This is a genomic window from Paenibacillus phytohabitans (assembly GCF_013141775.1).
Lineage (GTDB): Bacteria > Bacillota > Bacilli > Paenibacillales > Paenibacillaceae > Paenibacillus_AQ > Paenibacillus_AQ phytohabitans.
Genome location: NZ_WHOB01000003.1, coordinates 1 through 20,592, shown reverse-complemented (window position 1 = coordinate 20,592; position 20,592 = coordinate 1). Strand labels below are relative to the sequence as shown.

Here is a 20,592-nt window from a genome sequence, read left to right as displayed (position 1 = left end):
ATATATAAATAACGAATTCCATGCAGAGGATGTCCCGCGAATGATGCCTAAACTGAAGAAATACATGCCCTTCACTTATAAAATGATGATTCCCTACCTGCTGCTGGTCCTGCTGACCGATGTGTTCATCGGCTACATTTCTTATTCCATGCTGACTGATTCGAGAACAGAAATGGCTGAGTCCAACATCAAGACGGGAATGGAGCAGGCAAGGAACAATATCCGCTATCAGATGGATGAAATTCAGCGGATGTCGGACAACCTGTTCGGCAGCCAGCCGTTTCAGCGTGCGCTTGAGCAGAAGGGGACACCGTTTGAGATCTATCTGACTATGATCGATGAGATTGTTCCCCAGATCACCGCACCGCTGCAGCTGTTCGGGAACAAGATCCGCTTCATGCTCTATACCCCGAACAGTGATCTTAATATTGTATCGGGCGATAATCTGGATGAGCCGATCTATGACAGCGATTATTATATTCTGCCCTTTGAGGATATTACGGACAGCGAATGGTACCTGTCGCTTAAGGATTCGAAGCGCGATAATCTATGGCTGCAGATTGATACCGACCAGAAGCTGGGTAATCTCTCCCATGTCCGCAGGCTGGTCAACTTCAGTGATTACAAAACGGTGATCGGCTATGTACGCATTACAGTCTCCCTGGAGGATCTGTTCGGCGGCTTCGATACCTTCCCTGTGGAAGAGGGGATTACCCTGCGGCTGGTCGAACAGACGACAGGTTCGATTCTGTTCCAGCGCGGAACCGCCAATTATGACGATGGCCGGCAGAACTTCCTCAGTCTGCATGAGCAGATCCCGGGAAGTAATTTCGTTATTGAGGCGCTCGTCCCGCAAAAGTATCTGACCCAGGATGCCGGCCGTCTGCGCAAAGTCATTATTGCAGCCTGCTCGCTCAGCTTCCTGGTCATGACCCTGATCGGTTATGTGGTGGCGCGTATTTCCGGGCGCAAGATGAGCCGGATCGTAGGGTTGGTCCGTTCCTTCCAGGAAGGGAACTTCCAGAAGCGGATCCGATTCTCCGGCAATGATGAATTTGTGCAGATTGCGGACTCCTTCAATGATATGGCCGCCAATATTCAGGGGCTGATCAACAGTGTATATGTGCAGGGGATTCAGAAGAAGCAGGCGGAGCTGGAGGCGTTGCAGGCGCAGATTAATCCGCATTTCCTCTATAATACACTCTCGACGATAAGCAGTCTGGCCAATCTGGGCGAAATCGGCAAGGTCACGGAGATGGTCCAGGGCCTGTCACGTTTCTACCGGCTGACGCTGAACCAGGGCAATGTGTACATTGAACTGGAGAAGGAGCTGGAGCAGGTGGCGACTTATCTGGAAATCCAGCGGGTCAAATATGCGGATGCCTTCACTCTGTATGTTGATGTGGACGAGGAGATTATGCAGATGCAGGTCATTAAGCTGCTGCTGCAGCCTTTTGTGGAGAATATATTCAAGCATGCCTGGTTTGGCGAGTCCATTGCCATCCGTCTGACAGGCCGGAGGGTCGGTAATAGTATTGAGCTGAAGATTATCGACAATGGAATCGGCATGCGTCCGGAGGTCGTTAAGAAAATGATGCAGGGCAAGGGACAGTCCGGCGGTTACGGGGTGAAGAACGTCAATGAGCGGATCAAGCTCAGATACGGTGACGCCTACGGTGTGACGATTGCCAGCTTCTACGGAGGAGGGACAACTGTCCAGCTGCTTCTCCCTGCCGGGGTTCAGGATCACGAGGACCTGTGAGGAATTTCGCTGACCGGTTACGTGCCAGAGCACCCTTGTACAAACACAGGAGGAAATGATTGCGATGAGTATCAATGTATTGCTGGTAGACGATGAAGCTGTCGATCTGGAGTGGCTGCGGCGCAGGGTGCTGGCAAGCCCGCTCGATATTGCAGTAGTAGGAACGGCGAACAGCGGCTTTAACGCGCTTAAGATCATGGAGCAGGAACGGGTCGATATTATCCTGTCAGACATACGGATGCCCATTATGACCGGAACGGAATTTGCACGCAGGGCTAAGGTCATCCATCCCAAGGTCAAAATCGTCTTCATCAGCGGCCATGAGGATTTCAGCTATGCGAAGGAGGCTATTGAGATCAATGCCTCCGGCTACTTGCTGAAGCCTGTTGAAGATAAGGATTTGTACGAAATGCTGGACTCCTTGTGCGCAGCTATGGAGCAGGAGAGGGAGCAGAACCGTTCCTTCAGCGAAGCCTTGTCCCTTGTGAACAAGGAGCTTATCCTGCGCTGGTTCGAAGAACCTTCGCCTGAACCCGCTGAGCCGCATCTGCGCAGTGCCCTTACCCCGCTTTTGGTGAAAGGGGCGGCGGCTGCATTTGTCGAGATCGATGATCTGGAATGGAAAATGCGTGATCTGTCCGAGGAGGATGCACGCGTGAAGACGCGGCAAATGGCCGGGTTGATCAAATCCTTCGTGGAGGACGGGAAGCTTGGCACGCTGATTCCTGTTCATCATCACCGGTTTGTCATTCTCTGCAGCCTCCCGCAGGACAGCTTCATGAACCTGCTGGACGAGCTAATCCGCAAGATGGCAGAGTCTTCACCCTGTACGCTAACCGTTGGTGTCGGACGTTATGCCCAGGACGAAGCGGGACTCCACGAATCCTACCAGCAGGCACAGGCCGCCCTCAGCGCGAAGTGGCTGCTCGGGAAGAACCGGCTGATCCGTGATAACATGGAATCTTCGCCGCGCGGGACGCCGGGAGCCCGGATGGAACAGACTGTGGTGAAGCTGCTGGAGGCAATCATTCAATATGATCTGGTGGCCATCGACGACCAGCTGCTGGAGCTGTTCACGAGTGCAGGCAAGAAGGATGTCTATGAGCTGATTATCCGCATCACCTCCAAGCTGCATGCGGATCTGCAGCAGCAGAACGAGAATCTGTATGAGCTGCTGCAGTGGGAGTCGCATCAGCCGGATATTCTGTTCCAGTTCGAGACGATTCACGATATCCTGTCCTGGATGCGGCGCAGATTCTTCGAGCTGTCGGAGCTGCTGTACGTGAAGCGGCAGCGGCAGAAGCGTAAGCTGATCGATGAGATTATGAACTATGTGGAGGAGAATCTGGAGAAGAAGATTACCCTGAAGGAGGTAGCCGCCCATTTCGACTTCACACCGAACTATCTGGGTTATCTGTTCAAGGAAGAGTACGGGCTTCCTTTCAGTGAATTCGTGAATGAGCGCAAGACGGGCCGGGTCTTCGAGCTGCTGGGCGATCCGACACTCAAAATCTATGAGATTGCCGAGCGTATGGGCTACAAGAACATTATCTATTTCAACCGGCAGTTTAAGCAGATCACAGGCATGACGCCGGGAGAGTACCGCAAGAAACAGAAAATATAGCCTGCCAAACGTTGCCAGTCCGGTTTTCACAACCGGGGGCAACGTTTTTTTGTTTTTGGGGAATGGTATATATTAACCGATCGTTGAAAAAGTATTACTTTTAGTTGCTAGGCCTAATCCACACCAGGAAAGCGCTTCTTTATAATAAAGCTATAGAGAAAAGGGATTGATGGAAAGGGGATTCAAGATGAAACAGAAACAACATGGATTCTGGGATGATGTGAAGAAGTACAGATCCTTGCTCCTCATGCTTGTACCGGCGGTATTGTTCTTCCTGCTCTTTGCTTATATACCCATGTCAGGCATTATACTGGCGTTTAAGCAATACGACTACACCGGCGGGGTCTTCGGCAGCCCATGGAACGGATGGGATAACTTCAAATTCTTCTTCAATTCCGGTGACGCCTGGCGCGTAACACGAAACACGGCGTTGTACAATATTGCTTTTATCGTTGTGAACAACGTGGTTCAGATCTTTGCAGCTATCCTGCTGTTCGAGGTTGCCGGCAAATGGTTCCGGAAAATTACCCAAACGGTATTGTTCCTGCCTTACTTCATTTCCTGGGTTGTGGTTGGCGCTATTGCCTACAACCTGTTCAACTTCGATGTTGGTACCATTAACGTATTGCTCAAAGGACTCGGCATGCAGCCGGTGGACATCTATAATACCGCTTCCTACTGGCCGGTAATCCTGGTGGTCGTATCCGCGTGGAAGACGCTGGGCTATGGTACAATCATGTATCTGGCGGCGATCACCAGCATTGATACCGAGATGTATGAAGCGGCTGAGATTGACGGGGCGAATATTTTCCAGCGGATTATGAAGATTACGGTTCCGAACCTGATGCCTACTGTGATCATTCTGGTGCTGCTGGCGATCGGTAACGTCTTCCGCGGCGATTTCGGGATGTTCTACAATATGGTCGGCAACAACGGCCTGCTGTTCTCGTCAACCGATGTCATCGACACCTTCGTGTTCCGCTCACTGACCACTTCCAATGAGATCGGAATGTCCGCTGCGGCCGGCTTCTATCAGTCCCTGCTTGGTTTCGTTACCATCATGCTGGCTAACTATGCCGTACGTAAATACGATAAGGATCGTGCTCTATTCTAGGAAAAGGAGGTCAACCGAAATGAGTTCAACTACTGCAAACATGAAAACTCCGGAGGTTATCCGGAAGCGCGGCAATAAAGACAAGATGATACTGGCCATTATCGGCTACGTGACGCTTACTGTGCTCGCTATATTCTGTATCTTCCCCTTCATTCTGGTCGTGTCCTCCTCTTTGAGTGAGGAGAGCACGATTATCGAAAAAGGGTTCCAGATCTTCCCGTCCGCGTTCTCGACAGAGGCCTACAGCCTGCTGTTCAAGTATCCGGAGGAAATGCTCAGAGCTTACGGCATAACCATATCCGTAACCGCCATTGGTACATTGTTCGGCTTGTTCCTGACTTCGATGACAGCCTATGTGCTGTCCCGGAGAGATTTCAAATGGCGCGGCCGCTTCTCCTTCTTCTTCTTCTTCACGACACTGTTCAGCGGCGGTCTGGTCCCTTGGTACCTGATGATTGTCAACTATCTGCATCTTAAAGATACATTGCTGGTGCTGATCCTGCCTTTGCTGATGAATGTGTTCTACATTATCGTCATGAAATCGTTCATGAGCAGCATCCCGGATGCCATTACAGAATCCGCCAAGATTGACGGCGCAGGAGATTTCCGGATTTTCATGCAGCTGATTGTGCCTTTGTCCAAGCCTGCCCTGGCTACCATCGGCCTGTTCATTGCTCTGGCTTACTGGAATGACTGGTACAACGCACTCTTGTTCATCTCCAAATCAGAGCTGATGCCGCTGCAGTATTATCTCTACAAAATGCTCGGCAATATGGATGGCATGCGCAAGGCGATGATGGCCTCCGGCGCAGTTGTAAATACGGATCTGCCTACGGAGAGTCTGAAGATGGCCATGACCATTGTGGCTACAGGACCGATCCTGCTTGCTTATCCGTTCATCCAGAAATATTTTGTAACCGGACTTACAATTGGTGCAGTCAAAGGATGATCACAGGGCAACCTGGTTATCAATATAAACCCAATACTATTTTGAATTAGGGGGAACATCGGTCATGATGAAAAATAAGACAAAGAAACTTACAGTTACGCTGGCAACAATGATGGCACTGGGTACCATTCTCAGTGCATGCGGCGGCAATAACAACGCCAATACAGGTGCGGAGGCTACGAAGGCTCCGGCAACGGCTACAGAAGGGACAGCTGCGAATCCCGGCGCTCCGGACACTTCCAAAGAAGTGAAGCTGAAGATGCTGCTGATCGGCGGCCAGCCGGGGGACTATGACAAGGTGTTCGGAGAGCTGAACACGAAATTGAAAGAAAAAATCAATGCCACCGTCGAAACTGAATTCCTCGACTGGTCGGATTGGACACAGAAGTACCCGCTGAAATTTGCGGCTAATGAAGATTTTGACCTTGTGTACACTGCCAACTGGGCACTCTATAACGATCAGGCGCTCAAAGGCGGTTTCCTGGAGCTGACGGATGATCTGCTGTCGACTTACATGCCGCAGACTTGGGAAGCGATGCCTAAAGTGAACTGGGAGCAAGCTAAAGTGGACGGCAAGCTCTTCATGGTTCCGAACAACAACGTTGAGGTTACCGATAAAGTGGTTCTGTACCGTGAGGATCTGCGCAAGAAATACAATCTTCCTGAAATCAACAGCCTTGAATCCTATGCCACTTACTTGAAAACGGTTGCCAAAGAAGAAACTGGAATTACTGCATACGGTGCCAAACCTGCCGACGGCTGGAAATGGCATGAGCTTGACCAGGCTACGCTGGAGCAGAACAATGACTGGAACCTTGTAGATGCTAACCTGCTGCCGCTGGCTTACAAGCTGGATGATGCAACCGGCAAAATTTTCAACATCTATGACACACCTGAATTCAGAGAACTGCTTACCTACTACAAGGATCTTGCAGACAACGGCGTATGGTCCAAAAACGTAGTCAGCAACAAAAATGACGTATGGCAGGATATCAAAGCTGAGAAAGTTTCCTCCTACGCTCAGAACCTGGGTACTGTAGCAGCGAACGTATCTGAAATGCGTCGTGACAAACCGGATGTGGAGCTGGCGATTGCCGACCTTACACCGGGCAAGAAGAAAATTGCAGCAATTTCGACTCAGAACGGTATGGCGATCCATGCTACTTCCAAGAACGTAGAACGTTCCCTGATGCTGATCGACCTGCTGCAGAATGACAAGGAAATTCATGACTTGACGATGTACGGCATTGCCGGAACCAACTATATTCCTGATGGCGACAAGAAATACAGTGCAGGACCCGCAGCTGCTAACTACACGGGCTTCTCGAACTGGGGCTGGAACTCCCCGCTGAACCGTCAAGATTCGGCGTATCCGGTAGAAGCAGACAACATGTTCAACAGCTGGCAGTCCAGCATCTATCACTTCCCGCTTGAAACCTTCGTCTTCGACTCCACACCGGTGAAGAACGAAGTAGCCAACATCGGCAACGTGATGCTGCGTTATGCCATTCCGCTGGAATACGGCTTGATTGATGATCTGGATAAAGGTCAGGCAGATCTGATCAAACAGCTGAAATCCGCTGGTATTGATAAGGTGCAGACAGAGCTGCAGAGCCAGATTGACGCTTTCCTGGCAGCGCAGAAATAATAGCACTATATAGAATGAACTAGGAAAGACAATAACAGATGGAAGTACGGAGGGGGATTTTGGAACTGTAGGAGCGTTAGCGATCGCCTTTGTCACCGGATTTCTACTGCGGAGAGCGGTTCAAATCAAGAAATCTGGGGACAACAGCGGCCGAAAGTCCAAATATTCACCGCAGTACGACTGGCATCTACATTGGGAATATCCATAGTTCATACTATATAGCTGAATACAGGTGAAGCTAATGTAACGGCTTCCGGGCCACTCCAGAGCATAGCTTTGGGGTGGTTTTTTTATAGACATTAACGAAGAAAATAAGCTAATTGCAGAGGAGCCGATCACATGAAGCATACGATACAAGCCCATATTGCCCCGAAGGAAATCTATCCGTCGACCCTGCGACTCGGGGGAAGCAACCCGGAGGGTGACCAGATCAGCTTCACCAATTACTACATGGAGCTGAACGGCAAGCCTTATTTCGCTATCTGCGGGGAGTTCCACTATTCGCGATATCCGGAAGCGGACTGGGAGACGGAACTCCGGCAGATGAAGATGTCAGGAATCAATGTGATCGCCACCTATATCTTCTGGAATCATCATGAAGAAATAGAAGGGGAATTCGAATGGAGCGGCAACCGCAATCTCCGGAAGTTTGTGGAGCTGTGCCACGATAACGGGCTCTATGTTATCCTGCGTGTCGGTCCGTTCTGTCATGGCGAGGTCCGTAACGGGGGACTCCCGGACTGGCTGTTCGGGCGGGAATTCGATGTCCGCTCCAATGATGAAGGGTACCTGAGTTATGTAAGACGATTGTTTACAGAGATTGGCCGGGAGGCTGATGCGCTGATGTACAAGGATGGCGGGCCGGTAATCGGCATTCAGCTGGAGAATGAATTCAATGCAGCCGCTGCGCTCTGGGAACAGACGGCGAAGCAGGGGGACGAATATCTTAGCGGTGGATTAGGCGGCGAGGAAGGTGCAGCACATATGCGCCTGCTCAAGGAGTATGCGGTGGATTCCGGCCTGATTGCGCCGATCTATACCAGCACCGGCTGGGGCGAGGCGCCGTTCCTGGAAGATGAAGTCCTGCCGCTGTATGGCGGATATGCCTATACCCCGTGGAGCATCAGTGACCCGGGTCAAACCCAGACACCGACACCTGAATATGTATTTGTAAATTTCCATGATGATCAGGCGCCGGGGGGGGAGTTCAATCCGCCGTATCCCCGGACAAAATATCCGTTTGCCTGCTGCGAGATGGGCGGCGGCATGCAGACCTGGTATCTGTCCCGGTTCCAGGTAGAACCGGAAAGTGTACTGGCCATGACCCTGATGAAGCTTGCCGGCGGCTGCAACTTCATCGGTTATTATATGTTCCATGGCGGCACGAATCCGGTGGGCAGAACAGGTTACCTGAACGAGAGCACAACGCCTAAGCTGATGTACGATTTTCAGGCACCGATTGGCGAGTTCGGACAGATCCGTGAATCTAACGGCTTGCTGCGCCCGCTGCATTATTTCCTACGCCAATTCGCAGACCGGCTTGCTCCTATGGCAACCGTGCTTCCGGAAGGTGCAGAGGCGGTTACTCCTGATGATGCGCATACGCTGCGTTATGCTGTCCGTACGGATGGCAGGTCCGGGTTCTTATTCGTCAATAATTATCAGGATCATGTTGAGATGGATGGGCATGAGGAGGTTGTATTTGAAGTTAAGCTTGGGGAGGAGATGATCAGCTTCCCGCAGCGGAGTTCGTTGACCGTCAAGCCCAAGGCTTCATTCCTGCTGCCGTTCAACTTCGCTCTGGATGGGCTGAATCTTAAGTATGCAACAGCCCAGCCGGTCACCTCTGTGGAATCTGCTGAAGCCGTCACTTATTTCTTCGCGATGCCGGAGGGTGTGGATGGTGAGTTCCTGCTGGATGCGCAGGACGGTATTCTTAGTGTATCAACAGATGCCGGAACGATTGAAGGAAGCGGGAGCAGCTACAACGTACTCATTCCGCATCAGGTGTCGTCTATGATCGTAATCAAGCGTGACGGAGCCAGAGAAGTACGGATTTACGCGATGAGTGCCAAGGATGCTGCAAAGCTGTGGGAGCTGGAGGACGGCGGTCAGAGCCGGATTGTGTTCTCGGAGGTTCCGCTTGTTCAGACCCCCGAGGGCATTGAATTCCTTAGCAGCGGGCAGAATGCCTTCACGTTCCGTGAATATGCCGGTGGAGCAGTGGTGCCAGCCGCGCAGTGGAGCACGCTGCAGGCTGAAGCGGCTATCAGCGGACGGACGGAAGGCTGGTTCCGGATCTATGATGTGCAGGTTCCTCTGAAGGAGGTCGCGCTTACCACGCGGCGGCTTCATGACCATAAGCTTGCGCTCGGGCTGCCGGAGGATGTTCTTCAAGGAACCGGGGAAGTGCTGCTGAGCATTGATTATACGGGGAATGTGGGCTATGCCTTTGCTGGCGGGCAATTATTCCATGATCATTTTTACAACGGCCTGCCTTGGGAAATCGGCTTGTCCCGGTTCCGCGATGTCCTCCGCAGAGGCGAGATCATCCTGGAAACCACACCGCGCCGCACAGGTGCTGTAACCTTGGCTGCTGATGCCGCTATGGCGGTGGAGAAGGTATTCGAGGGCGAAGCCATTGCTGTGTTCCACAGTGTTACGGCTACACCGGTGTACCGGGTTGCGATGAAGCTGCAGTAGTCGGCGGATGGTAAGGAGTAAGGTCAAGACCGATATACGATATAGAGAAAATGTGGATAAGAGCTGGACAGAGAAGTGAACGGTGTAGTGTTATGCAACAGAGAGAGAATACTGGGACGAGTAAGGACGGTAGAGGAGTAGAGAGTAGAAAAGCGGTTGGTTGTAGACTGTATATGAGGTGGATTAGCAAAGGCATGTAAAGTAGCAGGAATATCCGGCTGATTGTCTGGAGTGGACGAAGTATGTGGACGGCGGTAAAAGATTTATAAGTAACATACGAACTATGGCTTCTATTGGGAAGCAACGATGGGGCACACCATTCTTTTATACGTCCTTACTTAGAAGGCAAACGTTGGGAGTGCTTGAAAGGGTGGGAGTGGCGGAGGTCGTGCGGACTGTAGGGACGTTATTATACTCGAAAAGCTGCATTATCCGCCCATGCGGACAGAGAGCCGTTAAGCTCCTGATTCCCGCCGTTTCGGACCCGAAACAGCAAGATGAGTGCATCTGAGCCGCAACGAGAAAAAGAGGCCATTATTGGCGAAATAAAGTAAAGTCATCTGAACGACTAGAATAAAGTCCGTTACGCCTTGCCGGCGGGCGGGCTTTTATTCTGTATAGGGAATTATGATCTTCGTCTGTCGTGGATAAGTTTCTTTGGAATTTGGAGCAGCTCCGTTGGAAGGACGAGTGTGTGCTTGCTCAGGCACAGAAGTCGGCAGGATGGGGAAATCAAAGGGATAAATCCCTCTATTTCCGCCGAAAGTGGGCGGAATGGGGAAATCGAAGGGATAAATCCCTCTAATTCCGCCGAAAGTAGGCGGAATGGGGAAATCAAAGGGATAAATCCCTCTAATTTCCCTGAATACGGGCCAAAGAAGCAAATGAGGAGCACTAGTGCCCTTGAATTCCCCGAATGAGAGCCAAAGGAGCAAATGGGGGGCATTAGTGCCCTTGAATTCCCCGAATGAGAGCCAAAGAAGCAAATGAAGGGCACTAGTGCCCTTAAATTTACATAAGCTGCAGAGGCTCCATAAGCCGCATAAGTTCAGCTAGTTTCACCCGTCAGGGTGACTTTTTTGTTTGAGGTTTGTAGATGGTTTCCAGCTTAAACAGCGGCCGTCTGAAAGCTTTCCGCAGGAAAGCTCACTTCGGAAGCAGCAGCGGTCTCCGGCTTTTCACCACTACGATGGGGACAACGGTCCGTTCACACAGCATCCTCACAACACAAACGTAGATCCTGCACAACAGCAAAAGGCACGGCCAAGCGAAATCCGCTTAGCCGTGCCTTATTTGCGGCGCGGGGTGAGGAGCAGGGTCAGGGATCAGCCCTTAACAGCTCCGGCAACTACGCCTTTGACGATGTACTTTTGCAGGAAGATGAAGACAACGATCGATGGCAATACGGCCATTACCATGGCGGTCATGGCATACTGCCAGTCCGAGGTATATTGACCGACGAAGGTGTAAGCGGCCAGTGTCAATGTCTTCGTATCCGGCGAGCCGTTAACCATCAGCAGCGGGAGCAGGAAGTCATTCCAGATCCACATCACGTCGATGATGACGATGGTGGTGGTTACCGATTTCAGCAGCGGGAAGATGACGCTGAAGAACAGGCGGAAGCCGGATGCGCCGTCAATGGTCGCACTTTCATCGATCTCCGTCGGGATTCCCTTCACGAAGCCGTGGTAGATGAATACGGCCAGCGGAGCGCCGAAGCCCCAGTACAAGAGGCCCAGTCCCCAGGTGCTCTCGGACAGATGCAGGTTCTTGGCCGTCTGCAGCACAGTCAGCATGATCGACTGGAAGGGGATCAGCATCGGCATAATGCACAGGAAGTAGATCACACCGCTCCATCTGGTTTTGGTCCGTGCCAGCTTATAGGCGGCGATGGAGGAGATGAAGACGATGCCGAGCAGGCCGACGCCGGTAATCACGAAGTTGTTCAGGAACAGCCGCGGATAGTTGATGAATTTCCAGACGTAGGAATAGTTGCTGAAGGTCAGGTGCTTCGGCAGCGCGATAACGTCGGTCATGACCTCGCTGAAGCTTTTCAGGGAGTTAATAATCGTCAGGAACAGCGGATACAGGAACAGCAGAGACAATATGACCAAAACAACTTCCAGTATGATCTTGCCTGCCTTGTTGTTGTTTGTTTTCATTATGCCTCAACCTCTCTCCGTTTGAAGACTGTCAGCTGGATGATCGTCACGACAAGTACTGCCAGGAACAGGATAAGAGCTTTCGCCGTACCGTAGCCGTACAGATTGTTCTGGAACGTATCCCGGTAAATATCATAAGCGATGCTGTAGGTGGTTCCGCCAGGGCCGCCGCCTGTCAGCGACAGAATGACGTCGAATACCTTGATCGAGTTGGTCAGCGCCATGAAGACGGATATCGTAATCGATGGGGCAAGCAGCGGCAGCGTAATGCTGAAGAATCTTCTCATCGGACCTGCGCCGTCTACGGTAGCAGCTTCCTTAAGATCTTCCGGCACAGACTGCAGACCGGCGATGTAGATGACCAGATAGAAACCGATCGACTGCCAGATAGATACACCTAAGATGGAGATGAACGCCAGTCCCGGTGTCCCGAGCCAGCTTAAGTCGAAGATGGCCCAGCCGGTGCTCTCACCGAGTGAGTTGAAGCCCTGCATGAAGATGAATTTCCAGATGAAGCCGACAATCACAAGACTGAGGATATAAGGGATAAAGAATGCCGCTCTCAGCCAGGAGGTGCTCTTCAGCTTCATGTCCAGCAGCACGGCCAGCAGAATCGCCAGCACGTTGACGATCACAATGTAAAGGATTGCATATTTAATCGTGAACCAGGCCGCATCGGAGAAGTTCGTATCCCCCGAGAAGATCTGTTTGAAGTTATCCAGTCCGACGAATTTGGGATGCTTGGAAATCCCGTTCCACTTCGTCATCGAATAACGGATGGTCATGGCAAAGGGAATGTAGAATGCAACTGCGATACAGATCAGAACCGGGAGTGTGAAGATTCCGAATTCGAATTTCTCGCGCCATCTTTTGCCGAGTGTTTTTAACATGGATGCACCTCTTCTTGAGTTATAGGGTGGGAGTATTGTGCCTGGCTTGCCACACATAACCATTCCGGTTAGTCTATATTGTGTATTATAGATCAGACCCCTATACTCAAAAATGGATTTAAGAGTACAGTTAGGGGTAAAAAGGTGAACTGAGTCCGGATGACAAAAATGAGTCTGGGACTGAGGCCTGATACACCAGCGGGGAGACGGAGAACATGATTAGACGAACGCTGTACAAGCTGTTTGAGCCTTTACTGGAGCGCATTTCCCGCAGGCTGGCCAACAAACTGATTCTTTTGTTCACTATAATCATCATTCTGGTGGTAAGCTCATTGACGTACATCTCCTATGGAATGCTGCGCAAGGAATCGGTGAACAACAGCATTGCGAGCACGAGCAACAATCTGCTGCTGGTCGGACGCAATCTGGAGAGTTACCTGAGCGGAATAGAACAATTGTCCCTGCCACAGATCTCATATGATGAGTTCGCCTATGCCATCCTGCATGAATCAGAGGACTACGGCTCCAAGATGTATGTGGAGGATTATCTGAAGAATCTGTATTTCTCCCGCAATGACCTGGAGGCGGTATACCTGTACGTGATCAAGGAGCACAAGTATTATTATGTCACCAAGGAGAACTATAATATTACCGTCCGGGTGACCGAACATCCGCCGATCGACAATCTGTCCTGGTATAAGCGGGCACTGGCGAGTCCGTTCAACCGCTCCTATCAGTCTTTTGTGGAAGAAGCCCCGGCTGCGGAGAGCAGTGTGGATTATCCCGTTAACAAGGACAAGGTCTTCATGGGCTATCACCGGCTGCTGCGTTCCATTGTGTCGAGGGAGCCGCAGGCCGTACTGTCCCTATACCTTAACTCGTCGGTGACCGATGAGATTATGAAGGATATTCCGTTCAGCACCGGCCAGCATCTGATGTATATCAGCCCGGATAATGAGCCTTTTACAGTGGACGATAAGGAATTCTATCAGGGGAGCAGAGAGGCGGGGCTGCTGGACCAATTGACACCGGAGAAGAACGGGCGTGTGACGTGGTCGGATGAAGAACAGAAGTACCTGGTGATCTACGACATCAGTCAAAAAGAAGGCTGGAAGCTCGTCAAGCCGATTCCGTATACAGAAATCTATGCCGCGGCGACAACGACCCGTAAGCTGAATGTATTCATCGGCCTGCTGTTCCTGGTATTGTCCGTGGTGCTGGTCAGCGTCACTTCGAATAGAATTACGCACCCGCTGAAGAATCTGTCGCTGCAGATGAAGCGCTTCAGTACAGGGAGCTTCGATGCCGAGGCAACGGTGGAGGGTAAGGATGAGATCGCTTATCTGTCACGCCACTTCAATAAGATGGTCGAGAAGACCAATGAACTGATTAATGAACGCTATAAAATGAAAATCGTGGAAAAAAACGCGGTCCTCAAAGCGCTGGAGGCCGAGATTAATCCTCATTTCCTGTATAATGCGCTGCAGGCCATCTCCACCAAGGCGCTCAAGAACAACAATGATGATATCGTCGAGATGGTCGACAATCTGGCCATGACGCTGAGATACTGCATCAGCGGGCGGGATGTTGTGCAGGCACGGGAAGAGCTGCGGCATATTGAGCGTTATCTGGCGCTGCAGAAGGCGCGGTTCGGCAGCCGGATGCAGGTCGTGTACGACTGGGATGAAAGCCTGATGGAGCTGAGGATTCCCAAGCTGTCGATTCAGACGCTGGTGGAGAACTGCATCAAGCATGCGCTGGAAAAGGTATCCACTACGGTTACCATCCGTATTGAGGCACATGTTACCGCTACCCACAGCGTAATTTCTGTACGGGATGACGGGCCGGGAATCAATGAGGAGCGGCTGGAGCAGGTAATGAGCTCTCTGCAGATCCAGTGGGAGGACCGCGATTCGGAGGCGGAGGAAGAGGACGGCAATGAGAGCATTGGCCTGAAGAACCTTAACACCCGGCTCAAGCTCTTATATGGAGAAGAGGCGGGTTTGGCCATTCACAGCAGTGAACACGGGACACAAATGGATATGCGGCTGCCGCGGGGAGGAGTAGGACAACATGTATAAAGTGCTGATTATTGATGATGAGGAGCCTTTGCGCGAAGCGATCAATATTCTGGGGGACTGGAAGGGGTTAGGCGTTGATCAGGTTCTGGAGGCGACTAACGGCCAGGCGGGGCTGGAGATGCTGCGCCGGGAGAAATTCGATCTGGTGCTGGTGGATATGAAAATGCCGGAGCTGAGCGGCGCCCAGCTGCTGCAGATCGCCGAGGAGGAGTTCCCGGATCTGCTGCTGATTGTGATCAGCGGCTACAATGATTTTGAATATACGCGCCAGGCGATCCGCTCCAAGGTGGTGGATTATCTTTTGAAGCCGGTCAACCGGACCGATCTTAACCATGCACTGCGCAAGGCGGTGGACATACTAGAAGCGAAGCGGAAGCGGGAGAGCGAGTTCATCAACCGCAATATTACACTGAATATGTCTTTGCCGAAGCTGAAGGAGAAGATGTATTTGTCCATTATAGACCGGAGCTTCAAAACCCAGTCCAATGAAGCCTTTCTGCCGCTGATCGGTGCGGACGGGGTGGCCAGCCATTTCGCTGTAGGTATTCTGCGGATGCTTAATCTGGAGCAGGTGCGTAAAGAAAGATTCCATGAGGACCGGGATCTGCTGCATTTTGCCGTAACTAATGTAATGAATGAGAACAGTGACGGACAGTTTGAGTCGTTCAGCTTTGCCAGTCCCAAGGGGGAGCGGGAGTTTATCGCTATCTTTACGATGAAAGGCGGATACGGGGCGGACGCCGCCTTTCTGTCTCTGCATCATATGAAGAAGGCCGCAGCTACGCTGAAGGAGCTGTTCGGCATCGTCTGTGCCGGCGGAATAGGTGATCCCTACAGCGATCTCCTGAGTATTGCCGGTTCTTATGAGCAGGCCAAAGAGGCACTGGACCGGATTGACCTGCTAAGCATGAAGGACAGCATGATCCTGCAGAGCGGCGGCAGCATGATGGAGAAGCCGGCGTCCAGGGACAATCCCTCACTGACCGGGCGGATGCCGCAGATCCGCAGCAGCCTGGAGAGCGGGAACGTGAACCATGCGCGCAACATTTTCAGCGAGTTTGTCTCCAAATGGAAGAGTGCGGAGCATTTCACACTTGGTGAAGCGGACAGAACACTGCAGGAATTCATTATTCTGCTCAATGAGATTGCTGCACAGCTGGATGCAGTGCCGCCGCAGATCCGCAGCAGCAAGGATAAGGGGCTGAATGCCCTGGGCATCCGCAGCGATTTTGCCTCCTTTGAACAGTTTGAGCGTGTACTTAACCAGATATTCGACGTTTATGCCGGAGAGATCAGCCGGACATTATCCGGAGACCGCAGCAGTGTGCTGGAAAATATTAAAGCATACATTGATAACCATTATTTTGAGGATATTAAGATATCGATGTTCACGGATAAATATTTCCTGAGCAGAGAATACTTGATGAAGCTGTTCAAGGGGCAGTACGGATACGGCATTCATGAGTATGTGCAAAAGGTGAGAATGGACAAAGCCAAAGCACTGCTGTCCGATCCCGGCCTCAAAATTCAGGATATTTCCGAAATGCTGGGGTACAAGGATAAGAACTATTTCAGCAAGGCGTTCCGCAATTACTATGATTGTTCACCTTCTGAATTCCGGCTGCAGCTGCCTGGGGTAGAAAAGTGAAACGGTTACATGAACACACTTTTTTACCCTCATAAGTTCACTTATGTACATTCTTATCCTTTTTCTTTTTATTTAGAATGATGAGCAAGACCACAAGATGCATAAGGAAAAGGGGGCAACATCATGTTAAAACGATTTATGGCACTATCTGCGAGTCTGCTGCTCGTCGGCGGACTGCTGGCCGGTTGCGGCGGGAACAACAACAATAATGCCGCTAACAACACGGCTGGGACAAATGGAGCAGAGAATACAGCTACAGATTCTTCCAAGCCCGTCACGATTAATATGTTTACCGCATCTCCCGAGTACACAGACGCTTTCAACGCCTATATCGCTGAATACAAGAAGGTTAAGCCAAATGTAACGATCAATCTGGAAATTATGCAGGCTGACTACAATACGGTGTTAAAATCCAAAATTGCCGCAGGCAGCACGCCTGACGTGTTCCAGACTACCGCTGGCGGCGATATCGATACTTTCGCTGAATACAGTGCCGACCTCACCAATGAACCGCTGGCAGCAGCGATGACAGATGCTGTCCGCTCCAACATGAGCTCCACAGACGGCAAAGTACTGGGACTTCCGGTCAAAGGCAATCTGTTCGTCCTGATGTACAACAAAAAACTGCTGGCAGATGCCGGCATCACTGAAGTTCCTAAGACTACCGCTGAAATGGATGACGCCATCACCAAGCTCGAAGCTAAGGGCATCACGCCATTCGCCAACGCCTACAAAGAGTGGTGGGTATGGAAGCATATCTTCCAACACTTCGTTGACGCTGCAGCAACTGATGCAGGTACTGACGCTAAGACACTCGTAGCTGATTTCATCGCCGGCAAAACGACCTTCGCAGATCATCCGGTGCTGAAGGACAACTTCTTCACTTTCATTGATACAACTGTAAAACACGGAACGGACAAGCCGCTGGAACGCGACAGCAATGCTGAAGTCAGTGACTTTGCCCTTGGCAAAACAGCATTCATGACCGGTAAAGGCGCATGGGATGAAGAAGCGATTAAGAAAATCACCCCTGACTTTGATCTCGGCATCGCCGGCTACCCTGTCAGCGACAAAGCTGAGCAGTCCCAGATCATCACCGGTGCCGACCAGGCGCTGCGCATCAACAAGGATTCTGCTGTAGCAGCTGAAACAATTGAATTCTTCAACTGGCTGTACACTTCCGAATACGGTAAGAGCTGGTTCTCCACAGTAGCTAAGGTTATTCCTCCAATCAAGGATGCACCGATGCCTGACCTGCAAATGCCTAAGGAAATGGAAGAAATCCTCAAAACCGAGAAATCCGGCGACCTGTCGGTGAACTACTCACTGGATACGTTCCACCAGAAATTCGGTGAATTGATGCAGGCTTATATCGGCGGCAGCAAGACTAAGGATCAAGCGATTGATGAAATTCAAAAGGCCTGGATTCAATTCGGGTCCGCTCAATAAAAGCTTTAGTACCGGGAGGGCCTCCGAAGTAGAATTATTACTGAGGGGGCCTTCTTTATATGCAACACCGATTTCAGAGCGGTGGGCGGCAAGTGGCTGGACGTAACTGCGGTGAATGTTCGGGCTTCCGGCCGCTGTTATGTTTGGATTTCCTGATTTAAACTGCTGTTCGCAGTAGAAATCCAAACCTAAAGGCGGACGCTGACGCTCCTCCAACCCAAACTTCACCTCCGTTACTGCGCCACTTATGCGAGCAGCGCAAGAAATCAGGAGTTACGAATATAAGAGAAGGCCTCATAATCAAGGGAGGCAGAGATACCAAAGAGACTAAAGAGACTAAAGAGACAAAAGAGATCAAAGACAACAACATTTGTCAGGAGGCCAAATTACACATGAGCAGCAAGCTGATCGATATTGCCGAGAACGGACTTTATCTTACAATTGAAATAACGGAAGAACAGGATGTGCGGCTACTGCATTTCGGGGCGGCGCCGCTTGAAGCGGGAAGGATTGAGGAGAAGAGCAAGGTAGGCTTCCGGCTGCTGGAGCTTCAGCTGTCCGGGGAAGACCGGGCGGAGTATCACGGGCGGACGCATCGTGCATCGTATCCGGGGCTGCGTATGGTGTATGGCGGGCACAGCGATACGGTAAATCCGCTGGGACGCAAGCTGGAGATTACACTCGTTGATCCGCTGACAGAAGTGAAGGCGGTACAGCATTATCAGTTCTATACAGGCGTGCAGATTGTGCGCTCCTGGACAGTACTGCGCAATGAAGGGGATGCGGATGCTGCGGTCGAGTATATTTCCTCCTTTGCACTCACAGGAGTGGACAAAGAGGGCAGCAAGGACCGCAATGAGAAAATCGAAGTAAGCCTTGCTCACAGCGGCTGGCAGAGTGAGCTGCAGTGGAAGAGCTACAGCCTGCCGGAGCTGGGCATGTCCCATCTGGCCGACCGCGGCTCGAAGCGGATTGCCGCCAGCAATACCGGCTCCTGGTCGGCGGCTGAGCTGCTGCCGATGGCGGTACTGCAGAACAAGGAGAGCGGGACAAGCCTGTTCTGGCAGATTGAGCACAACGGCTCCTGGCACTGGGAGCTGACGGACCAGTACGACCAGCTCACGCTGCTGGTCAGCGGGCCTACGGAGCATGACAATCACTGGTGGCTGAAGCTGGCCCCTGGCGAAGAGTTCACCTCCGTGCCGGTTGCCGCAGGCGCTGTGCAGGGCGGCTTCCAGAACGCGGCAGAGCAGCTGACCGCATACCGGCGGATCATCCGCAGACCGAATGAGGACAATGAGCTGCTGCGGATTATTTTTAACGACTACATGAACTGTCTGTGGGGAAGTCCGACGACGGAGAAGCTGCTGCCGCTGATTGATGCCGCCGCCGATGTCGGCTGTGAATACTTCTGTATCGACGCCGGCTGGTATGCCCCGGGTGAATGGTGGGACGGCGTGGGCCAGTGGGAGCCGTCGACCGAGCGATTCCCGGAAGGCATCAAATATGTGCTGGACTATATCCGCAGCAAAGGGATGATTCCCGGACTTTGGCTGGAGCTGGAGGTTATGGGCATCAACAGTCCGAAGCTGGCTGAGACTGATGACAGCTGGTTCTTCATGCGCCACGGCAAGCGGGTGAAGGACCGCAGCCGGTATCAGCTGGATTACCGCAGCCCGAAGGTTATAGAGCATGCCGATGGCGTCATTGCCCGGCTGGTGGAAGAATACGGCGTCGGTTATATCAAGATGGATTACAACATCAACGCAGGGATCGGCACAGAGACGGATGCGGACAGCTTCGGGGATGGTCTCCTGCGGCATAACCGGGCCTATCTGGCCTGGCTGGACAGTATCTTCGTCCGTTACCCGCAGCTGGTGATCGAGAACTGCTCCAGCGGCGGCATGCGGATGGACTATGCTATGCTCAGCCGCCACAGCATCCAGTCGACCAGCGACCAGGAGGATTATATGCAGTATGCGGCTATTGCCGCAGGCTCCCCGGCAGCGCTGACGCCGGAGCAATCGGCCGTCTGGTCGTATCCGCTGCGCGAAGGCGATGATGAAGAGGTCATCTTCAACATGGTCAATGCGCTGCTGCTCCGTGTCCACCAGAGCGGGCATCTGGCCGAGCTTGCACCGCAGCGCAGGGCCCTGGTGAAGGAGGCGCTGGATTATTACAAATCCATCCGCGCCCATATCCCGCAGGCGTTCGCCTTCTGGCCGCTCGGTCTGCCGGACAGCAGCGGAGAGTGGGTCAGCTTCGGTCTGCGCCACGGAGATATCCGCTATATTGCCGTATGGCGGATTGCCGGAGATGCAGCCGGGATTACGCTGCCCGTCCCTGAGCTGAAGGGACAGGCCGCAGAGGCCCGCTGCGCCTATCCGCAGGCGCATGGCTCCGAATGGAGCTGGAACCCGGCGGAAGGCAGCCTGAGCGTCTCACTGCCGCCGGGCAAGACTGCGAGGCTCTTCGAGCTTCGGTCTTAGGATTAACCCTCAATAAGAAACGCCCCCTCAAGGGCTGGAGGATAGTACTCCAGCTATATGAGGGGGTATTTTT

The 20,592-nt window shown here is 52.0% G+C and carries 12 protein-coding genes; 10 read left to right on the top strand and 2 right to left on the bottom strand.

The genetic code is table 11. The features are described 5' to 3' along the window. Window positions 1-40 precede the first annotated feature (40 nt). From GC101_RS00070 to GC101_RS00045, 6 genes are all read left to right on the top strand, one after another. A complete protein-coding gene (locus tag GC101_RS00070) occupies window positions 41-1,762 on the top strand; it encodes a sensor histidine kinase (protein ID WP_042135338.1) in 1,722 nt (573 codons plus the stop codon). A gap of 64 nt (window positions 1,763-1,826) precedes the next feature. After that, window positions 1,827-3,386 carry a response regulator gene (locus GC101_RS00065; protein WP_042135340.1) on the top strand — a complete coding sequence of 520 codons (1,560 nt, stop codon included), beginning with the start codon at window positions 1,827-1,829 and terminating at the stop codon, window positions 3,384-3,386. A 187-nt stretch (window positions 3,387-3,573) separates the two neighbouring features. Beyond that, a complete protein-coding gene (locus tag GC101_RS00060) occupies window positions 3,574-4,500 on the top strand; it encodes an ABC transporter permease (RefSeq protein ID WP_171715626.1) in 927 nt (308 codons plus the stop codon). 40 nt (window positions 4,501-4,540) lie between these two features. Further along, a complete protein-coding gene (locus GC101_RS00055; protein ID WP_425497127.1) occupies window positions 4,541-5,449 on the top strand; it encodes a carbohydrate ABC transporter permease in 909 nt (302 codons plus the stop codon). A 64-nt stretch (window positions 5,450-5,513) separates the two neighbouring features. Further along, window positions 5,514-7,097 carry an ABC transporter substrate-binding protein gene (locus tag GC101_RS00050; RefSeq protein ID WP_343049535.1) on the top strand — a complete coding sequence of 528 codons (1,584 nt, stop codon included), beginning with the start codon at window positions 5,514-5,516 and terminating at the stop codon, window positions 7,095-7,097. Between the two features lie 339 nt (window positions 7,098-7,436). Continuing rightward, on the top strand, window positions 7,437-9,800 hold the full coding sequence (locus tag GC101_RS00045; RefSeq protein WP_171715624.1) for a beta-galactosidase: 2,364 nt from the start codon (window positions 7,437-7,439) through the stop codon (window positions 9,798-9,800). Window positions 9,801-11,125: 1,325 nt separating this feature from the next. On the opposite strand, the gene GC101_RS00040 is transcribed toward GC101_RS00045, so the two are convergent. Together GC101_RS00040 and GC101_RS00035 are read right to left on the bottom strand one after the other, a co-directional pair. Continuing rightward, entirely contained in the window at window positions 11,126-11,962 is an 837-nt protein-coding gene (locus GC101_RS00040; RefSeq protein ID WP_042135350.1) for a carbohydrate ABC transporter permease, read from the bottom strand. Further along, on the bottom strand, window positions 11,962-12,852 hold the full coding sequence (locus GC101_RS00035) for a carbohydrate ABC transporter permease (RefSeq protein WP_042135351.1): 891 nt from the start codon (window positions 12,850-12,852) through the stop codon (window positions 11,962-11,964). Before GC101_RS00035 ends, GC101_RS00040 begins: the two co-directional genes overlap by 1 nt. Window positions 12,853-13,067: 215 nt before the next feature. Here GC101_RS00035 and GC101_RS00030 point away from each other — a divergent pair, with 215 nt between their 5' ends. The 4 genes from GC101_RS00030 (at window position 13,068) to GC101_RS00015 (ending at window position 20,519) form a co-directional block, all read left to right on the top strand. Continuing rightward, window positions 13,068-14,933, top strand: a complete 1,866-nt coding sequence (locus tag GC101_RS00030) for a sensor histidine kinase (RefSeq protein WP_171715623.1) — start codon at window positions 13,068-13,070, stop codon at window positions 14,931-14,933. Further along, window positions 14,926-16,581: a response regulator gene (locus GC101_RS00025; RefSeq protein WP_171715622.1), complete on the top strand. Its 1,656-nt coding sequence runs from the start codon at window positions 14,926-14,928 to the stop codon at window positions 16,579-16,581. Before GC101_RS00030 ends, GC101_RS00025 begins: the two co-directional genes overlap by 8 nt. Window positions 16,582-16,704: 123 nt before the next feature. Continuing rightward, window positions 16,705-18,030 carry an ABC transporter substrate-binding protein gene (locus tag GC101_RS00020; RefSeq protein WP_171715621.1) on the top strand — a complete coding sequence of 442 codons (1,326 nt, stop codon included), beginning with the start codon at window positions 16,705-16,707 and terminating at the stop codon, window positions 18,028-18,030. A 392-nt stretch (window positions 18,031-18,422) separates the two neighbouring features. Beyond that, window positions 18,423-20,519, top strand: a complete 2,097-nt coding sequence (locus tag GC101_RS00015; RefSeq protein ID WP_171715620.1) for a glycoside hydrolase family 36 protein — start codon at window positions 18,423-18,425, stop codon at window positions 20,517-20,519. The last annotated feature ends 73 nt before the right edge of the window (window positions 20,520-20,592 follow it).

Excerpts from the sequence above, each read along its gene's own strand:
- GC101_RS00035 (WP_042135351.1), bottom strand. The coding sequence starts at position 12,852 with ATGTTAAAAACACTCGGCAAAAGATGGCGCGAGAAATTCGAATTCGGA.
- GC101_RS00055 (WP_425497127.1), top strand. The coding sequence starts at position 4,541 with ATGAAAACTCCGGAGGTTATCCGGAAGCGCGGCAATAAAGACAAGATG.
- GC101_RS00020 (WP_171715621.1), top strand. The coding sequence starts at position 16,705 with ATGTTAAAACGATTTATGGCACTATCTGCGAGTCTGCTGCTCGTCGGC.
- GC101_RS00040 (WP_042135350.1), bottom strand. The coding sequence starts at position 11,962 with ATGAAAACAAACAACAACAAGGCAGGCAAGATCATACTGGAAGTTGTT.
- GC101_RS00030 (WP_171715623.1), top strand. The coding sequence starts at position 13,068 with ATGATTAGACGAACGCTGTACAAGCTGTTTGAGCCTTTACTGGAGCGC.
- GC101_RS00070 (WP_042135338.1), top strand. The coding sequence starts at position 41 with ATGATGCCTAAACTGAAGAAATACATGCCCTTCACTTATAAAATGATG.
- GC101_RS00065 (WP_042135340.1), top strand. The coding sequence starts at position 1,827 with ATGAGTATCAATGTATTGCTGGTAGACGATGAAGCTGTCGATCTGGAG.
- GC101_RS00060 (WP_171715626.1), top strand. The coding sequence starts at position 3,574 with ATGAAACAGAAACAACATGGATTCTGGGATGATGTGAAGAAGTACAGA.
- GC101_RS00025 (WP_171715622.1), top strand. The coding sequence starts at position 14,926 with ATGTATAAAGTGCTGATTATTGATGATGAGGAGCCTTTGCGCGAAGCG.
- GC101_RS00015 (WP_171715620.1), top strand. The coding sequence starts at position 18,423 with ATGAGCAGCAAGCTGATCGATATTGCCGAGAACGGACTTTATCTTACA.
- GC101_RS00050 (WP_343049535.1), top strand. The coding sequence starts at position 5,514 with ATGATGAAAAATAAGACAAAGAAACTTACAGTTACGCTGGCAACAATG.
- GC101_RS00045 (WP_171715624.1), top strand. The coding sequence starts at position 7,437 with ATGAAGCATACGATACAAGCCCATATTGCCCCGAAGGAAATCTATCCG.